Genomic DNA, 14,360 nt, shown 5'->3' with positions numbered 1-14,360 from the left:
GGCTGTCGTCCAGTCGACCGCGGATCGCACGCTGGAGCGATGACTCCCCAGGATGCCGCCCTCGCCGCCGCCCTCGAGTACCAGTACCGCGAACTCGCCCTCGTCGTCGCCCGAGCCGAGCGCATGCGCGCGGAACTCGTGCCCCCTCCCACGAGCGCGTGGCGAGGCAGCGCTCGCCGGGCCTTCGAGACCGCGATGCAGTCGATCGCTGCCGCGCTCGACGAGGCGGTCGCGTCGCTGCACTCCGCTCGGGGCAACACGGCCTCGGCGCTCGGGCAGGTGAATTCCCGTGCCTGACGGCCTCCCCATCTCGGGCGGCGGCGAGACGACCTCCGTGATCACCGACGAGCTCGTCGGGGCCGCGACCCAGCTCGAGTCACTCACTCGCGAGTCGGCGTCGCTGCGTGCCGAACTCGGAGCCATTGACGGACTGCTCACGTGGGGCGAGCTGCGCGACGCCCCGGCCGACGCGAAGCGGGCCGAGGTCGACCTCGACCGCGCCGTCATGTTCCTCCACCAGGCCGAGCTGCAGGCGCAGTTCTTCTCCTGGGCCCTCTCGCAAGCGGCCGACGGCTACTCGGCGGTGGAATTCGGCGCGAGGCGATTGCTCGGCGGCGCTATCGACGGCCTCGGCACCCTCGGCGGGATGCTCGCCCCCCTGCTCGCGCCCCTCGCCGCTACCTCGGTGACCGGTGTCGCGCTCCTGTCCCCCGCGGACCGCAACCGGCTCCTCAGCGACCCGACGGTCGTCGGGGCGGTGCGCGCGGGCGTGATGGGCGCGGACGATGCGCTGATGGCTCGGGCGGGGATCCCCGCACCGATCGCCGCCCTGCTCGGCGACCAGGGCCTCGGACTCTCGGGGCTCTCGACGGCCGCCGGCGCGCTCGGCGCGGTCGGGGCTCTCATCGGCATGCGCCCGGCCCCCGACGTTCGTGTGGCGAGCCAGCAGGCGCTGCCGAGCGCTCCCGCACCGAGCGGATTCGTGGATCGACTCTCGCGGGTGCCCGACCCCTTCACGCGCGGAGGGCCGCAGGTGACGATCGAGAAGTACGAGATGCCCGACGGCGAGATCCGCGCCGAGGTCTACATCGCCGGCACGGTCGACTTCGACCCGTGGGTGGAGGGCCAGCCCTGGGACATGGCGAGCAACATCGCCAACGCGGCGGGCGAGAGCAGTGGCTCCGCCGAAGCGGTGCGGGCGGCGATGCGGGAGGCGGGTCTGGATGCGGACACTCCCGTGCAGTTCACGGGGTATTCGCAAGGCGCTGCGACGGCGGCGCGGCTCGTGTCATCCGGAGACTTCGATGCGCGGGGGCTCGTGACCTTCGGCGGCCCGACCGGGCAGATCCCGCTGCCCGAGTCGGTGCCGACCGTTCTCGTCGAGCACACCGACGACCTCGTGGCCGCGTTGGGAGGCCGTCAAGACAACACGCACGCGGTCCTCGTGCAGCGGTATGCGACGGAGGGGATGGAGTTCGACGGATCCGAGCTCATGCCCGGGCACCGCGTCGAGGGCTACCTCGAGACCGCGCGGCTGATGGACTCCGACCCGGACGCCACGCTCGCGGGCGCCGCCGCGAGCGTGGCGGGATTCACCGAAGGCGGCGTGCTCGTGTCGCGCACCGCCTACGAGATCGATCGGGTCAGCGGCCCTTCTTCGTGAGGGGCCGCAGGAGCACACCGATGAGCCAGCTGATGAGGCCGAGCACGAGAGCGCCCAGCACTCCCCACCAGAAACCGTCGACGACGAGGCCGAAGCCGGTGAGGCTCGAGATCCACGCCACGAGGAGCAGAAGGAGCCCGTTCACGACGAGGGAGATCAGGCCGAGCGTCAGGATGTACAGCGGGAACGCGACGATGCGGATGAAGTTGCCGATGATGCCGTTCACGATTCCGAAGACGAGCGCCACGAGGAGGTACGTGAGCACCGTCTCGAGCGTCTCGGCCGGCGGGTACGGCACGACCTTGACGCCGGCGACGATCAGGGTCGTCAGCCACAGGGCCAGGGCGTTGATGAGGACACGCAGTACGAAGCTCATGCGGTCCACTATGCCCGCGCGGGCAGCCACTGGCAATGACGCCTCGCGGGCGCCGCCCGCGCGAATAGGCTTGACCGGTGACCAGCGACCGCGTGCGCCTCCGCCCCGAGATCGAGTCGATCGTGCCCTACCGTCAGGGCAGGACGGCGGCCGAGGACGCCTTCAAGCTCTCGTCCAACGAAAACCCGTACCCCCCGCTGCCCGCCGTGCTCAACGCCATCGCCCTCAGCAGCGTCAACCGCTACCCCGAAGCGTCAGCCGCCGCACTGCGGTACCGCATCGGCGAGAAGTTCGGGGTCTCGCCCGAGCAGGTCCAGGTCGGGGCCGGATCCGTCTCGGTCATCGCCCAGCTGATCTCCGCGGCGAGCGCTCCCGGCGACGAAGTCGTGTACGCGTGGCGCAGCTTCGAGGCGTACCCGCTGCTCGTCGCCACGGCCGGCTCCACGAGCATCCAGGTCCCGCTCACCGCGGACGCCCGGCACGACCTTCCCGCGATGGCCGCGGCGATCACCGACCGCACGCGCGCCGTGATCGTCTGCAGCCCCAACAACCCGACGAGCACCGTCGTCACCCACGACGAGTTCGCCGCATTCATGGCCGAAGTCCCGCCGCACGTCCTCGTGCTGCTCGACGAGGCCTACGCCGAGTTCGTGACCGACCCGGACGCCGTGCGCGGGGAGCGCGTCATCCACGAGTACCCCAACCTCGTCGTGCTCCGGACATTCTCCAAGGCGTACGGCCTCGCGGGTCTGCGAGTCGGCTACGCCGTCGGGCCGGAGTACGTGATGGATGCTGCGCGCGCCGTCGCCATCCCCCTCTCCGTGACCGAGCCCGCTCAGCGCGCGGCTCTCGCGTCCCTCGAGAACGAGCCCGAGCTGCTCGACCGGGTGCGGGAGCTCGCGGCACTCCGCGACGAGGTGACCCGCGGCCTCGCGGACATCGGGTGGAGCATCCCGACCCCGCAAGGCAACTTCGTGTGGCTCCCCACCGGGGAGCACACGGCTCGCGCCGCGGAGATCTTCGAGTCGTACGGCATCATCGTGCGGGCGCTCGGCGAAGGCGTGCGCGTCAGCATCGGCGAGCACGAGGCTGTCGAGAAACTCCTAAGGGCCGCGGCGGAGGTTGTCTCACTGCACCAAACGGCGGCTTCGACCAGCGGGTTAGATTAGAGCAATGGCCTACACCCCGGCGACGCTACAACTCCTGTCCCCGGCGGGAGAGCTCGTCGCGAGCGAAGAGACCGCCGAGTACCTGCCCCTCATCGAGGCGCTCAGCGACGAGCAGCTGCGGGAGTTCCACCGTCAGATGGTCGTCATGAGGCGCTTCGACGTCGAGGCGAGCAACCTCCAGCGGCAGGGGCAGCTGGCCCTCTGGATCCCGAGCGTCGGCCAGGAGGGAGCGCAGGTCGGCTCCGGATTCGCCGCCAAGGCGCAGGACCACATCTTCCCCGCGTACCGCGAGCACGTCATCGCCCGCATCCGCGGCCTCGACCTCATCACCATCATCGAGATGCTCCGCGGCATCAGCCACGGCGGCTGGGATCCGGCGAAGACCAACAACTTCCACCTCTACACCCTCGTCATCGGCTCGCAGGCCCTGCACGCCACCGGTTACGCGATGGGAATGCAGTTCGACGGCACGACGGCGACCGGCAACCCCGACACCGACGAGGCCGTCATCGTCTACTTCGGCGACGGCGCCACGAGCCAGGGCGACGTGAGCGAGGCGCTCGTGTTCGCGGCCAGCTACCAGACGCCGCAGGTCTTCTTCCTGCAGAACAACCACTGGGCGATCTCGGTGCCCGTCACGCGCCAGTCCCGCACCCCGCTGTACCTGCGGGCTGCAGGGTTCGGGATTCCGAGCATCCAGATCGACGGCAACGACGTCCTCGCCAGCTACGCCGTGACCGCCGCCAACCTCGACGCGGCGCGCTCCGGCGAGGGCCCCCGATTCATCGAAGCGCTCACGTACCGCATGGGCGCGCACACCACGAGCGACGACCCGACCAAGTACCGCGAGCCGGGCGAGCTCGAGTTCTGGACCGCGAACGACCCGATCATTCGGTTCGAGAACTACCTCCGCGCCCAGGGCGCCGACGACGCCTTCTTCGCGGAGATCGCTCAGGAGGGCGAGGATCTCGCCGCCGACGTTCGCCGCCGCACCCTCGCGCTCGAGGCACCCCCGGCGGACAAGGTCTTCCGCAACGTGTACTCCGAGCCGCACCCGCTCGTCCAGGCCCAGGAGCGCTGGCTCGCCGACTACGAGGCGTCGTTCGAAGGGGGTCAGTCGTGAGCATCGAGACGATGAGCATGGCCAAGGCCCTCAACGCCGGCCTGCAGCGCGCGATGGCCGACAACGACAAAGTGCTCCTCATGGGCGAGGACATCGGTCGCCTCGGCGGCGTGTTCCGCGTGACCGAGGGGCTGCAGGCCGAGTTCGGCGAGAAGCGCGTGCTCGACACCCCGCTCGCCGAGTCCGGCATCATCGGCACTGCCATCGGTCTCGCCATGCGCGGGTACCGGCCGGTGTGCGAGATCCAGTTCGACGGCTTCATCTTCCCCGGCTTCGACCAGATCACCTCCCAGCTCGCGAAGCTCACCTACCGCCACGAGGGCGCCATGACGATGCCCGTCGTCATCCGCGTGCCCTACGGCGGCCACATCGGCGCCGTCGAGCACCACCAGGAGAGCCCCGAGGCGTACTTCGCGCACACCCCGGGCCTCCGGGTCGTGAGCCCCGGCAGCCCGCACGACGCATACTGGATGATCCAGGAGGCGATCGCCTCCGACGACCCGGTGCTGTTCTTCGAGCCGAAGAGCCGGTACTGGCCCAAGGGCGAGGTCGATACGGAGAGCGCGGGCATCCCCCTGCATTCCAGCCGCGTGGTGCGCGAGGGCACCGAGGTGACACTCGTCGCCTACGGCCCCAGTGTCTCGCTCGCCCTGCAGGCCGCCGACATCGCCGCGACGGAGGGCACGAGCATCGAGGTCGTCGACGTGCGGTCGATCTCGCCCCTCGACTTCGAGCCGATCGTCGCATCCGTGCAGAAGACCGGTCGCCTCGTGGTCGTGCAGGAGGCGCCCGGATTCGTGTCCGTCGGCTCCGAGATCGCCGCGACCATCACCGAGCGCTGCTTCTACCACCTCGAAGCGCCGGTGCTGCGGGTCGCCGGCTTCGACACCCCGTTCCCGCCCGCGAAGCTCGAATCCGTCTACCTGCCCGACGCCGACCGCGTGCTCGAGGCAGTCGACCGGGCCCTGGCCTACTAAGGAGCGCGCATGTCCGAGTTCAGACTCCCCGACGTGGGTGAAGGACTGACCGAGGCGGAGATCGTCGCCTGGAAGGTCAAGCCCGGCGACTCCGTGAGCGTCAACCAGGTGCTCGTCGAGATCGAGACCGCGAAGTCGCTCGTCGAGCTCCCGTCGCCGTTCGCCGGCACCGTCGACGCCCTGCTTGTCGAGGAGGGGCAGACGGTCGAGGTCGGCACCCCCATCATCTCGGTCGCCGGTGACGGTGCGGATGCTGCGGCTCCCGCCGCGCCCGCCGCGGCCCCCGGGGTCCCGTCCGCCGCAGTGGAGGAGGTCGAGGCGATCGCCGCCACGGCCGCGACCGTCGCCACGGAGGAGAAGGTCGCGAACCTCGTCGGGTACGGCGCGGGCGGGCACGGCGCGTCCCGCCGCCGTCGGGGTGGCGCGAGCGCAGCACCCGCGGCCGCCGCGGCCCCCGCGCCGCCGGCTCCGGCGCCGCGGCCGGCGAGCGTGCCCGCGGCACTCGCATCCGTCATCATCGCGAAGCCGCCGATCCGCAAGCTCGCCAAGGACCTCGGCGTCGACCTGTCGACGGTGATCGCCACCGGTCTCGCTGGCGAGATCACGCGCGACGACGTCATCCGTCAGGCGCAGCAGGCGAGCGTGTTCCGCAACATCGAGACGCCCGAGTGGGGTGCGGAGCGCGAAGAGGTCATCCCGGTGAAGGGGGTGCGCAAGGCGATCGCGACCGCGATGGCGCAGAGCGCGTTCACCGCCCCGCATGTGAGCGTCTTCGTCGACATCGACGCGACCCGAACGATGGAGTTCGTCAAGCGCCTCAAGAACTCCCCCGACTTCGCGGGCATCCGCCTCTCGCCGCTGCTCATCGCGGCGAAGGCCGTGATCTGGGCGGTGCGCCGAAACCCGATGGTCAACTCCACGTTCACCGACAAGGAGATCACGGTCCACCACTACGTGAACCTCGGCATCGCGGCGGCCACCCCGCGCGGGCTCGTCGTGCCGAACATCAAGGACGCCCACACTCTCTCCCTGCGCGATCTCGCGCAGTCGCTCGAGCAGCTGACGATCACCGCGCGCGACGGCAAGACGCAGCCGGCCGAGATGGCTGGGGGAACGTTCACGATCACCAACCTGGGCTCGTTCGGTATGGACACCGGCACGCCGATCCTCAACCCCGGCGAGGTGGGCATCCTCGCGCTCGGCACCATCAAGCAGAAGCCGTGGGTGGTCGACGGCGAGGTGCGGCCGCGGTTCGTGACGACCGTCGCGGGCAGCTTCGACCACCGCGTCGTCGACGGGGATGTCGTGTCGCGCTTCGTCGCCGACGTCGCGTCGGTGATGGAGGAGCCGGCGCTGCTCTTGGACTGATTCGCGCCTGTGGCGCGAACGTGGGGTAGACGACAGCAGCAAGCACCTAAGACACTCTTTAGTGAGGAGTGTTCATGGGATTTTATGTTCGGAAGTCGCTCAAAGCGGGGCCTTTCCGCTTCAACCTGAGCCAAAGCGGTGTCGGCGTGAGCGTCGGGGTCCCCGGTTTCCGAGTCGGAAGCGGGCCCCGGGGCAACTATGTGAGCCTTGGCGCAGGCGGTCTTCACTACCGAAGCGCGGTGGGGGCGGGTGGGCCGTTGCCTCCGAGTCCTCCAGCGCCGATCCAGTCCTGGGCCCCGCAATCCGTGCAACTGGAGGACATTACCGGCGCGGCCGTTACGGAGCTCGTTCCGACAGGACCGGGTGAGTTGGTGAGAGAGCTCAACGATGCGAGCTCTCGGCTGCCGGTCGCGTGGCCGGCCACGATAGCGCTCTTCCTCCTCGGGCTGATCACGATGCCCTGGGGTCTGATCGTCTGGGGATTGGCCGTTCCGGTCTGTTGGTGGCTCTTTCTCTGGGACAAGGCCAGGCGCTCAGCCGTCGTCTTCTACGACGTCAATGACCAAGCCGCCAGTTGGTACGACGCATTGGTGACCACCGCGACAGATCTGAGGGCGAGCCAACGGCTCTGGCGGCTCTCCGAATCGGGTCAAGTACAAACCGCCTATCAGCACAAAATCAACGCTGGCGCCAGCCACATCGTCACCCGTCAGGATCTGACAGTGCAGCTCGGGGGTCCGAGGTGGCTTGTCACGAACGTCGCTATCCCGGCATTGGAACTTAAGTCGCTGGGGATCTACTTTCTCCCCGACCGGATACTCGTCCGTGACGGGAAGAAGTTCTCGGACGTGTCGTACCAGTACCTCAGCGCGCACTTCAATACGACTCGGTTCATCGAGTCCGGCCCTGTCCCCAGCGACGCTCAGCAAGTCGATCGCACCTGGCGGTATGTCAACGCGAAGGGCGGTCCCGATAAGCGCTTCAAAGACAACCGCGTGATTCCGGTCATGCTGTACGGGGAGACTCAGCTTCGAAGCTCGACGGGGCTGCGGTGGGACATCCAGGCCTCATCCGTCCAGCGGCTCCACGCGTTCACGGACGCGATCCTCGCCGGTAAGGCGCTCGACCGCTCCGTCTAGAACGCAGGGTGATCCGACGTCCCGCACGTGTGCTACGTTATTGATAACGAATCTCATTACGGTTATCACCGTTTAGAAAGCACAGCATGAAGACCTCCCCCGCACTCGGCTCGATCGGCGCGCTCGCCGCATCCGCCCTGCTCCTCGCCGGATGCTCGGCTCCCGCCCCGACCGACGGTGGGGATGACTCGCGCCTCTCCGTCGTCGCCTCCACCAACGTGTACGGCGACCTCGCCGCGACGATCGGCGGCGACCTCGTGGACGTTACGAGCATCATCACCGGAGCGAACCAGGACCCGCACTCCTTCGAGGCATCCGCTCGCGACCAGCTCGCCGTGAGCGAGGCCGACCTCGTCATCCTCAACGGCGGGGGCTACGACCCGTTCATGGAGACGCTCGTCGAGGCGTCGGGCACGAGCGCTCCCGTGATCGAAGCGGTCGAGGCATCCGGGCTCCTGGACGAGGACCACGCGGATGATGACCACGCGGACGAGCCCGCCGAGGACCACACCGACGAGCCCGCCGACGGCCACGACGGCCACGACCACATCGAGGGCTTCAACGAGCACGTCTGGTACGACCTGCACGGCATGGTGCACGTCGTCGAACACATCGCGGAGGAGCTCGCCGCGATCGATGCCGCCAACGCGGACACCTACACCGCGAACGCCGAGGCCCTCGCGGCCGATATCGAGTCGCTCGAGTCGCGCGCCGACGAGCTGCACACCGCGCTCGAGGGCCAGGGCGCCGCGATGACCGAGCCCGTGCCGGCCTACCTGCTCGCCGCGGTCGGGCTCGACAACCTCACCCCCGAGGCGTTCACCGAGGCGATCGAGGAGGGCGCGGATGTGCCGCCCGTCGCCCTCCAGGAGACGCTCGACCTCTTCGCCGACAACGCCGTGGTCGTGCTCGCCTACAACTCGCAGACCGCGAGCCCCGAGACCGAGCGGGTGCGGGCGGCCGCCGAGGACGCGGGCGTTCCCGTGCTCGACTTCACGGAGACGCTCCCCGACGGGCAGACTTACGTCTCGTGGATGACCGCCAACCTCGACGCGATCCAGGCGGCGCTGACGTAGTGCCCGCCCTCCAGATCACCCAGGGTGCGCTCGGCTTCGGCGGGCGCACCCTCTGGCGTTCCCTCGACCTCGCCGTCGAGCCGGGCGAGTTCCTCGCCGTGCTCGGCTCGAACGGCTCCGGCAAGACGAGCCTGCTGCGCGCGATACTCGGGCGGCAGCCGCTCGACGAGGGGAGCATCCTGATCGGTGGCGAGCCGGTGCGGCGCGGCGACCGGCGCATCGGCTACATCCCCCAACAGCGGATGATCGCCCCCGGTACGCCGCTGCGCGGACGCGACCTCGTGACGCTCGGCATCGCCGGCCACCGCTTCGGGCTGCCGGTGACGAGCGCCGCGACGAGGAGGCGGGCGGAGTCCGCGATCGAGGCGGTCGGCGCGTCCCGCTACGCGGATCGGCCGATGGGCGACCTGAGCGGGGGCGAGCAGCAGCGGCTGCGCGTGGCTCAGGCCACAGCATCCGATCCGCTCCTCCTGCTGGCGGACGAGCCGCTCACGAGCCTCGACCTCGCCCACCAGCGCGGCGTCGCCGAACTCATCGACCGGCAGCGGCGCGAGCACGACACGGCCGTCGTGTTCGTGACCCACGACGTGAACCCGGTGCTCGGGATGGTCGATCGCATCCTGTACCTCGCGCAGGGCCGCTTCACGATCGGGGCGCCTGACGAGGTGCTGCGGTCCGACGTGCTGAGTGCGCTGTACGGCACGCCCGTCGAGGTGTTCCGTCGCGACGGGCGCGTGTTCGTCGCGGGCGGCATCGAGTCGGCTCACCACCACGACGAGGGGGTCGACGGATGACGTTCGACTTCAGCGACTACGGCGCCCTCCTCCAGCTCGTGCAGGCGTCGGTGCTCGCCGGCGCCGTGCTCGGCATCGTCGGCGGGCTCATCGGCGTGTTCGTGATGCAGCGCGACATGGCGTTCGCGGTCCATGGCATCAGCGAGCTCTCCTTCGCGGGTGCGGCGGCGGCCCTGCTGCTCGGTGTGAACGTGGTCGCCGGTTCGGTGGTCGGGTCGCTCATCGCGGCCGCCATCATCGGGATGCTCGGCTCCCGAGCCCGCGACCGCAACTCCATCATCGGCGTGCTCATGCCCTTCGGGCTCGGGCTCGGCATCCTGTTCCTCGCGCTCTACCCCGGACGCTCCGGCAACAAGTTCGGCCTCCTCACCGGGCAGATCATCTCCGTCGACTTCGACCAGCTCGGACTGCTGCTGGGCCTCAGCGTCGCGGTGCTCGCCGTGCTCGTGGTGATCTGGCGGCCGCTGACGTTCGACAGCCTCGACCCGGAGGTCGCCGCGGCGCGCGGCGTGCCGAGTCGCACCCTGAGCCTCGTATTCATGCTGCTGCTCGGCCTCACGGTCGCCGTCTCGGTTCAGGTGATCGGCGCGCTGCTCGTGCTAGCCCTGCTGGTGACCCCGGCTGCCTCGGCGCTGCGAGTGAGCTCGAGCCCGGTGCTCGTGCCCGTGCTGAGCATGGCGTTCGGGCTCGTGTCGGCGGTGGGGGGCATCCTGCTCGCGCTGCCGACGTCGCTGCCGATCAGCCCGTTCATCACGAGCATCTCGTTCGCGATCTACCTCGCGTGCAGGCTCGTGGGCTGGCGCAGAAGTGCCCGGCGTAGGGTGGAATCGTGAGTCCGAAGCGCAATACCTGGCAGCGAGAGGCGGTGCGCGAGGCCCTCGGTGAGCGGGAGGGGTTCGTGAGCGCCCAATCGTTGTACTCCGCGCTGCGGGATGCCGGGTCATCCATCGGCCTGGCCACCGTGTACCGGGCGCTCGCCGACCTCGCCGTCGAGGGCGAGGCCGACTCGCTGCAGCAGGAAGGCGAGAGCCTCTACCGCGCGTGCACCCCGGGCAGCCACCACCACCACCTGATCTGCCGCAACTGCGGGTTGACCGTCGAGATCGAGGCCGACGAGGTCGAGGAGTGGGCGCGGTCGGTGGCCGCCTCGCACGGGTTCACGCAGCCGAACCACATCGTCGACGTGTTCGGGCTGTGCGCGGACTGCTCGCGCTGAGCCGGCGCTAGCCCTTCGCGCGGAGCTTCCACGCGCGCCACGCGAGCTGCAGCGCGGCCGCCACCACGAGGATCGCGAACAGCACGTTCGACAGCCGCGCCGGGATGACGTGCGCGAGAAGCGCCCCCGGGAACGAGGCGAGCGCCGCCGCCGACCCCATCACGAGACCGTCGATCGGCTTCACCAGCTTGCCGCGCCAGTTGTTGATCGTCCCCGAGATCGAGGTCGGGATCATGGACAGCAGCGAGGTGCCCTTCGCGATCACCGGGTCGAAGCCGAACAGGCTCACGAGGGCCGGCACGATGAGCACGCCGCCGCCGATGCCGAAGAGCCCGGATGCCACGCCCACGACCAACCCGAGGGCGACGAGCAGCAGCGCCGACACCACCGTCACGCCCTGGTGCGCCGCGGTGGGCAGCTCGAGGAACATGCGGACCGCGACGAGCAGCAGCAGCACCACGAACATCCACCGCAGCCAGCCGAGGGGGATGGTGCGCAGTAGGCGGGTTCCGATGAGCGCGCCGACGATGCCGCCGACAGCGATGAACGCCGCCGCCAGGTAGTCGACGGTTCCGGATGCCGCGTACGTGATCGACCCGACGATCGCGGCGGGCAGGACGCCCGCGAGGGACAGCGCGCTCGCGTGCCGCTGGTCGACCTTGAGGATGAGGATGAGCAGCGGGACCATGAGGATGCCGCCGCCGATACCGAACAGCCCGGAGAGGAAGCCGCCGATGAGGCCGATGCCGACGAGGCCGAGGATGCGACGGGTCACCCATCGAGCCTAGACCCGGGCCGCGGAGGCGCTGCGCTGGCGGTCTGTCGCGACTAGGCCCGCGCGCCTTGACGACGCGTCGCGTACGCGAAGGCGAGCGCACCGAGCTTCGCGCGAGTGAGCGACCCGCCCTGCAGCACGTCGCGGATGGTGCGCAGCGCGAACGCGGGGGCCTGCACGACCATCGTCGTGACGACCGACTCCTCCCACTCGGCGAGCTCGTCGCGGATCTTCTCCGGAGGCCCGATGAGCGCGATCTCCTCGACGAGCCGCGTCGGCACCGCGGCCGCCGCCTCCGCCTTCCGGCCGGCGAGATAGAGCTCCTGGATGCTCTCCCCCACCTCCTCGTAGCCGAGGCGGTCGATCGCGTCGCGGTAGAAGTTCGCGCCCTTCGCGCCCATGCCGCCGACGTACAGCGCGATGAGCGGCCGCACCATGTCGGCCGCAGTCTCGACGTCCGGATGCGGGATGACGGGCAGCTGGAGTGCCACCTCGAAGTGCTCGCGCGGAGCACGCTCGGCAGCCCTCAGGGCGAAGCCCTCCTCGAGGTGGGCGCGGGCATCCTGCAGTCCCTTGCGGGAGAGGAGGAAGGGCAGCCAGCCGTCCGCGATCTCGGCGGCGAGGGCCGTGTTCTTGGGGCCGCTCGCGGCGAGATAGATCGGGATGTCGCGGCGCAACGGGTGCACGGTCGCCTTGAGGGGCTTGCCGAGCCCGGAGCCGTCGGCGCCCCGGTACGGGAGGGCGTAGTGGGGGCCGTCGGAAGTGACCGGCGCCTCGCGCTCCCACACCTGGCGGACGATGTCGATGTACTCACGAGTGCGCGCGAGCGGCTTCGGGTACGGCTGCCCGTACCAGCCCTCGACGACCTGCGGACCGGATGCTCCGAGCCCGAGGATCACGCGACCGCCGGACAGGTGGTCGAGGGTGAGGGCCGCCATCGCCGCCGCCGTGGGAGTGCGGGCGGAGAGCTGCGCGATGCCCGTGCCGAGCCGGATGCGGCTCGTGCGGGACCCCCACCACGCGAGCGGGGTGAACGCGTCGGAGCCGTACGCCTCGGCCGTCCACACCGAATCGAAGCCGAGGCGCTCGGCGGTGCGGATGGCACGGAGGACGCCCGCGGGAGGGCCCTGCTTCCAATAGCCGACGCCGTAGCCGAGCTTCACGCGGTGACCTCCGTTGGTGGGGAGTTTCAGCATAGACAGGCCTCGCAGTGCGTGGCGCAACCTTGACCCCGCCCGGCGTGGGCTGGACCTAGGTGGCGCGGGTTTCGGTGGCGACGCGGGCTGCGGTGGCGACGCGGGCTGCGGTGGCAACGCGGGCTGCGGTGGCGACGCGGGGATACAGGCGCTGCTGCTGTACCCGCGTTGGGGCGTCCACCGGTGGGCGCAACCAGAGCTCCCGTTCTCCGCCCGGGCCGTCTTGCTGCCCGATCGACCAGCCGTTCGCGTGCAACTCGTGGTGATGGAATCGGCAGAGCAGGATTCCGTTCGCGAGGGTGGTATTTCGACCGTTCCAGGCTTCGATGTGGTGAGCCTCGGTCATACTCGGTGGTCGGCCGCAGCCCGTCCAGGCACACCCTCCCCACTCCGCTGCGAGGGCCACGCGCTGTGCGCTGCTATGCAGTCGCTGTGCCGCGCCGACGTCGATCGCGCGACTTCCGGAGAAGAGGATGGGCAGCACGCCCGAGGTGCAGATGTGCTTCTCGGCAGTCGTGAGGGAGACGCCGGCGCTCTGACCCTCGAACCAGGCGGAGCCTTCTCTGCGCTCGAGATCGGTGAGCTGCACGTGCACGCGCACCGCGGGGGACCGCGAGCCGAGGATGCGGCGAGCCGCGTCATCCGACCCGGCTACCCGGACCGCGACCTGCACGAGGTCGACGAGGGTGTCGAGTGCGACTTGCGGGGTGGTTCGCGGGTCGGCCGCGAGGGCGTCTGCCGCCGCTCGCTCGTCGTGATCGACGAACCGGGGGCCGCCTCGACGCGGGGACAGGGCCGTGTCGAGCGCGCCGGTGAGGATCGCGGCGGACTCCGGGTCGAGGAGCGCGGTGAGTCGCGTCATCCCGTCGGCCTGCTGGTGCCAGGTGAGGGAGCGCCGTGATCGGCGGTGCTCCTCGAGGTCGGCGACGGAGGCGGCATCCAACTGCTCGCGGAGCTGTCGCGCCGACTTCGCGAGGGATTCCGGCGAGGCGGAGTCCGCGAGCGAGACGAGCTCGACCGCGGCGTCGAGCAGGTCGTCGGGAGCGACATCCGCCGTAGGAGCCCCCAGGCCCGATGCGATCGCCGCGGCCGACGCCACGGACAGCGAGCCCTCGGCGAGAGCGCGATCCACTGGCTCGAGCCAGGGGTCCGCTGCGGCGGCCGCCACCGTCGCGAGATCCCTCGCCTCGGTGCGGGAGACCCCGCCGAGGGATTGAATGGCCTTCTCCGGCGACCCCGCTCCGAGCCGCGCGGCGAGGCCGTCGTGGCCGAGAGCCGGATCCGACCGGCGGACAAGCTCGGCGACGATGGTGACCGTGAGCGCGTCGACGCGTCGGCGGGCCGCTGTGATCTCCGCCTCAAGCTCAAGGAGCCGATCATCCGACACGCCGGCGAGACCGTCGAGAGACGGCAGCACGACCACAGTCGCGGCGGTGTCGGGGCTGGAGAGCATGACCCCAGTCTACGTAGACATTAGAAGATATGTTC

General features: G+C 70.0%; 15 protein-coding genes and 1 pseudogene. 12 read left to right on the top strand and 4 right to left on the bottom strand.

What is annotated here, in order from left to right:
* Positions 1-39: 39 nt before the first annotated feature.
* On the top strand, positions 40-297 hold the full coding sequence (locus tag Q5716_RS12985) for a hypothetical protein (RefSeq protein ID WP_305003576.1): 258 nt from the start codon (positions 40-42) through the stop codon (positions 295-297).
* Positions 290-1,663 (top strand): hypothetical protein, encoded by a 1,374-nt coding sequence (locus Q5716_RS12980; RefSeq protein WP_305003575.1) that lies wholly within the window; start codon positions 290-292, stop codon positions 1,661-1,663. The genes Q5716_RS12985 and Q5716_RS12980 overlap by 8 nt, the downstream gene beginning before the upstream one ends.
* On the opposite strand, the gene Q5716_RS12975 is transcribed toward Q5716_RS12980, so the two are convergent.
* Positions 1,644-2,039, bottom strand: a complete 396-nt coding sequence (locus tag Q5716_RS12975) for a phage holin family protein (RefSeq protein ID WP_305003574.1) — start codon at positions 2,037-2,039, stop codon at positions 1,644-1,646. The two genes, Q5716_RS12980 and Q5716_RS12975, sit on opposite strands and share 20 nt — an antisense overlap.
* 77 nt (positions 2,040-2,116) lie before the next feature.
* On the opposite strand from Q5716_RS12975, the gene Q5716_RS12970 reads away from it, so the two are divergent.
* From Q5716_RS12970 to Q5716_RS12930, 10 genes and pseudogenes are all read left to right on the top strand, one after another.
* A complete protein-coding gene (locus Q5716_RS12970) occupies positions 2,117-3,208 on the top strand; it encodes a histidinol-phosphate transaminase (protein ID WP_305003573.1) in 1,092 nt (363 codons plus the stop codon).
* Positions 3,209-3,212: 4 nt separating this feature from the next.
* On the top strand, positions 3,213-4,331 hold the full coding sequence (locus tag Q5716_RS12965; protein ID WP_305003572.1) for a thiamine pyrophosphate-dependent dehydrogenase E1 component subunit alpha: 1,119 nt from the start codon (positions 3,213-3,215) through the stop codon (positions 4,329-4,331).
* Between the two features lie 11 nt (positions 4,332-4,342).
* Positions 4,343-5,308 carry an alpha-ketoacid dehydrogenase subunit beta gene (locus Q5716_RS12960; RefSeq protein ID WP_305003636.1) on the top strand — a complete coding sequence of 322 codons (966 nt, stop codon included), beginning with the start codon at positions 4,343-4,345 and terminating at the stop codon, positions 5,306-5,308.
* Between the two features lie 9 nt (positions 5,309-5,317).
* The gene (locus tag Q5716_RS12955; RefSeq protein ID WP_305003571.1) at positions 5,318-6,676 is read left to right on the top strand and encodes a dihydrolipoamide acetyltransferase family protein; all 1,359 of its coding nucleotides are present in this window, start codon (positions 5,318-5,320) and stop codon (positions 6,674-6,676) included.
* Between the two features lie 74 nt (positions 6,677-6,750).
* Positions 6,751-6,897 (top strand): annotated as a pseudogene (locus Q5716_RS15960) (DUF4236 domain-containing protein); the annotation flags it as partial.
* Positions 6,898-7,047: 150 nt separating this feature from the next.
* Entirely contained in the window at positions 7,048-7,815 is a 768-nt protein-coding gene (locus Q5716_RS12950) for a hypothetical protein (protein ID WP_305003570.1), read from the top strand.
* 86 nt (positions 7,816-7,901) lie between these two features.
* Positions 7,902-8,891: a metal ABC transporter solute-binding protein, Zn/Mn family gene (locus Q5716_RS12945; protein WP_305003569.1), complete on the top strand. Its 990-nt coding sequence runs from the start codon at positions 7,902-7,904 to the stop codon at positions 8,889-8,891.
* Positions 8,891-9,685, top strand: coding sequence for a metal ABC transporter ATP-binding protein (locus tag Q5716_RS12940; protein WP_305003568.1), 795 nt, complete (start codon positions 8,891-8,893; stop codon positions 9,683-9,685). The genes Q5716_RS12945 and Q5716_RS12940 overlap by 1 nt, the downstream gene beginning before the upstream one ends.
* The gene (locus tag Q5716_RS12935; RefSeq protein WP_305003567.1) at positions 9,682-10,518 is read left to right on the top strand and encodes a metal ABC transporter permease; all 837 of its coding nucleotides are present in this window, start codon (positions 9,682-9,684) and stop codon (positions 10,516-10,518) included. Before Q5716_RS12940 ends, Q5716_RS12935 begins: the two co-directional genes overlap by 4 nt.
* The gene (locus tag Q5716_RS12930) at positions 10,515-10,901 is read left to right on the top strand and encodes a Fur family transcriptional regulator (protein ID WP_305003566.1); all 387 of its coding nucleotides are present in this window, start codon (positions 10,515-10,517) and stop codon (positions 10,899-10,901) included. Before Q5716_RS12935 ends, Q5716_RS12930 begins: the two co-directional genes overlap by 4 nt.
* A 7-nt stretch (positions 10,902-10,908) precedes the next feature.
* Here the strand turns inward: Q5716_RS12930 and Q5716_RS12925 are convergent, their stop codons facing one another.
* The 3 genes from Q5716_RS12925 to Q5716_RS12915 form a co-directional block, all read right to left on the bottom strand.
* Entirely contained in the window at positions 10,909-11,676 is a 768-nt protein-coding gene (locus Q5716_RS12925) for a sulfite exporter TauE/SafE family protein (protein WP_305003565.1), read from the bottom strand.
* 53 nt (positions 11,677-11,729) lie between these two features.
* Complete coding sequence (locus tag Q5716_RS12920) at positions 11,730-12,839, bottom strand: LLM class F420-dependent oxidoreductase (protein ID WP_305003564.1); 1,110 nt, start codon at positions 12,837-12,839, stop codon at positions 11,730-11,732.
* An 88-nt stretch (positions 12,840-12,927) separates the two neighbouring features.
* Complete coding sequence (locus Q5716_RS12915; RefSeq protein ID WP_305003563.1) at positions 12,928-14,325, bottom strand: HNH endonuclease signature motif containing protein; 1,398 nt, start codon at positions 14,323-14,325, stop codon at positions 12,928-12,930.
* Between the last annotated feature and the right edge of the window lie 35 nt (positions 14,326-14,360).

This window comes from Antiquaquibacter soli, assembly GCF_030580675.1.
GTDB lineage: Bacteria > Actinomycetota > Actinomycetes > Actinomycetales > Microbacteriaceae > Rhodoglobus > Rhodoglobus soli.
The sequence above is the reverse complement of the archived record's forward strand: the minus strand, read 5'-3'. Positions and strand labels throughout refer to the sequence as shown.

Coding starts and splice junctions, on each gene's coding strand:
- Q5716_RS12945 (WP_305003569.1), top strand. CDS start 7,902: ATGAAGACCTCCCCCGCACTCGGCTCGATCGGCGCGCTCGCCGCATCC.
- Q5716_RS12955 (WP_305003571.1), top strand. CDS start 5,318: ATGTCCGAGTTCAGACTCCCCGACGTGGGTGAAGGACTGACCGAGGCG.
- Q5716_RS12985 (WP_305003576.1), top strand. CDS start 40: ATGACTCCCCAGGATGCCGCCCTCGCCGCCGCCCTCGAGTACCAGTAC.
- Q5716_RS12960 (WP_305003636.1), top strand. CDS start 4,343: ATGAGCATGGCCAAGGCCCTCAACGCCGGCCTGCAGCGCGCGATGGCC.
- Q5716_RS12935 (WP_305003567.1), top strand. CDS start 9,682: ATGACGTTCGACTTCAGCGACTACGGCGCCCTCCTCCAGCTCGTGCAG.
- Q5716_RS12965 (WP_305003572.1), top strand. CDS start 3,213: ATGGCCTACACCCCGGCGACGCTACAACTCCTGTCCCCGGCGGGAGAG.
- Q5716_RS12975 (WP_305003574.1), bottom strand. CDS start 2,039: ATGAGCTTCGTACTGCGTGTCCTCATCAACGCCCTGGCCCTGTGGCTG.
- Q5716_RS12915 (WP_305003563.1), bottom strand. CDS start 14,325: ATGCTCTCCAGCCCCGACACCGCCGCGACTGTGGTCGTGCTGCCGTCT.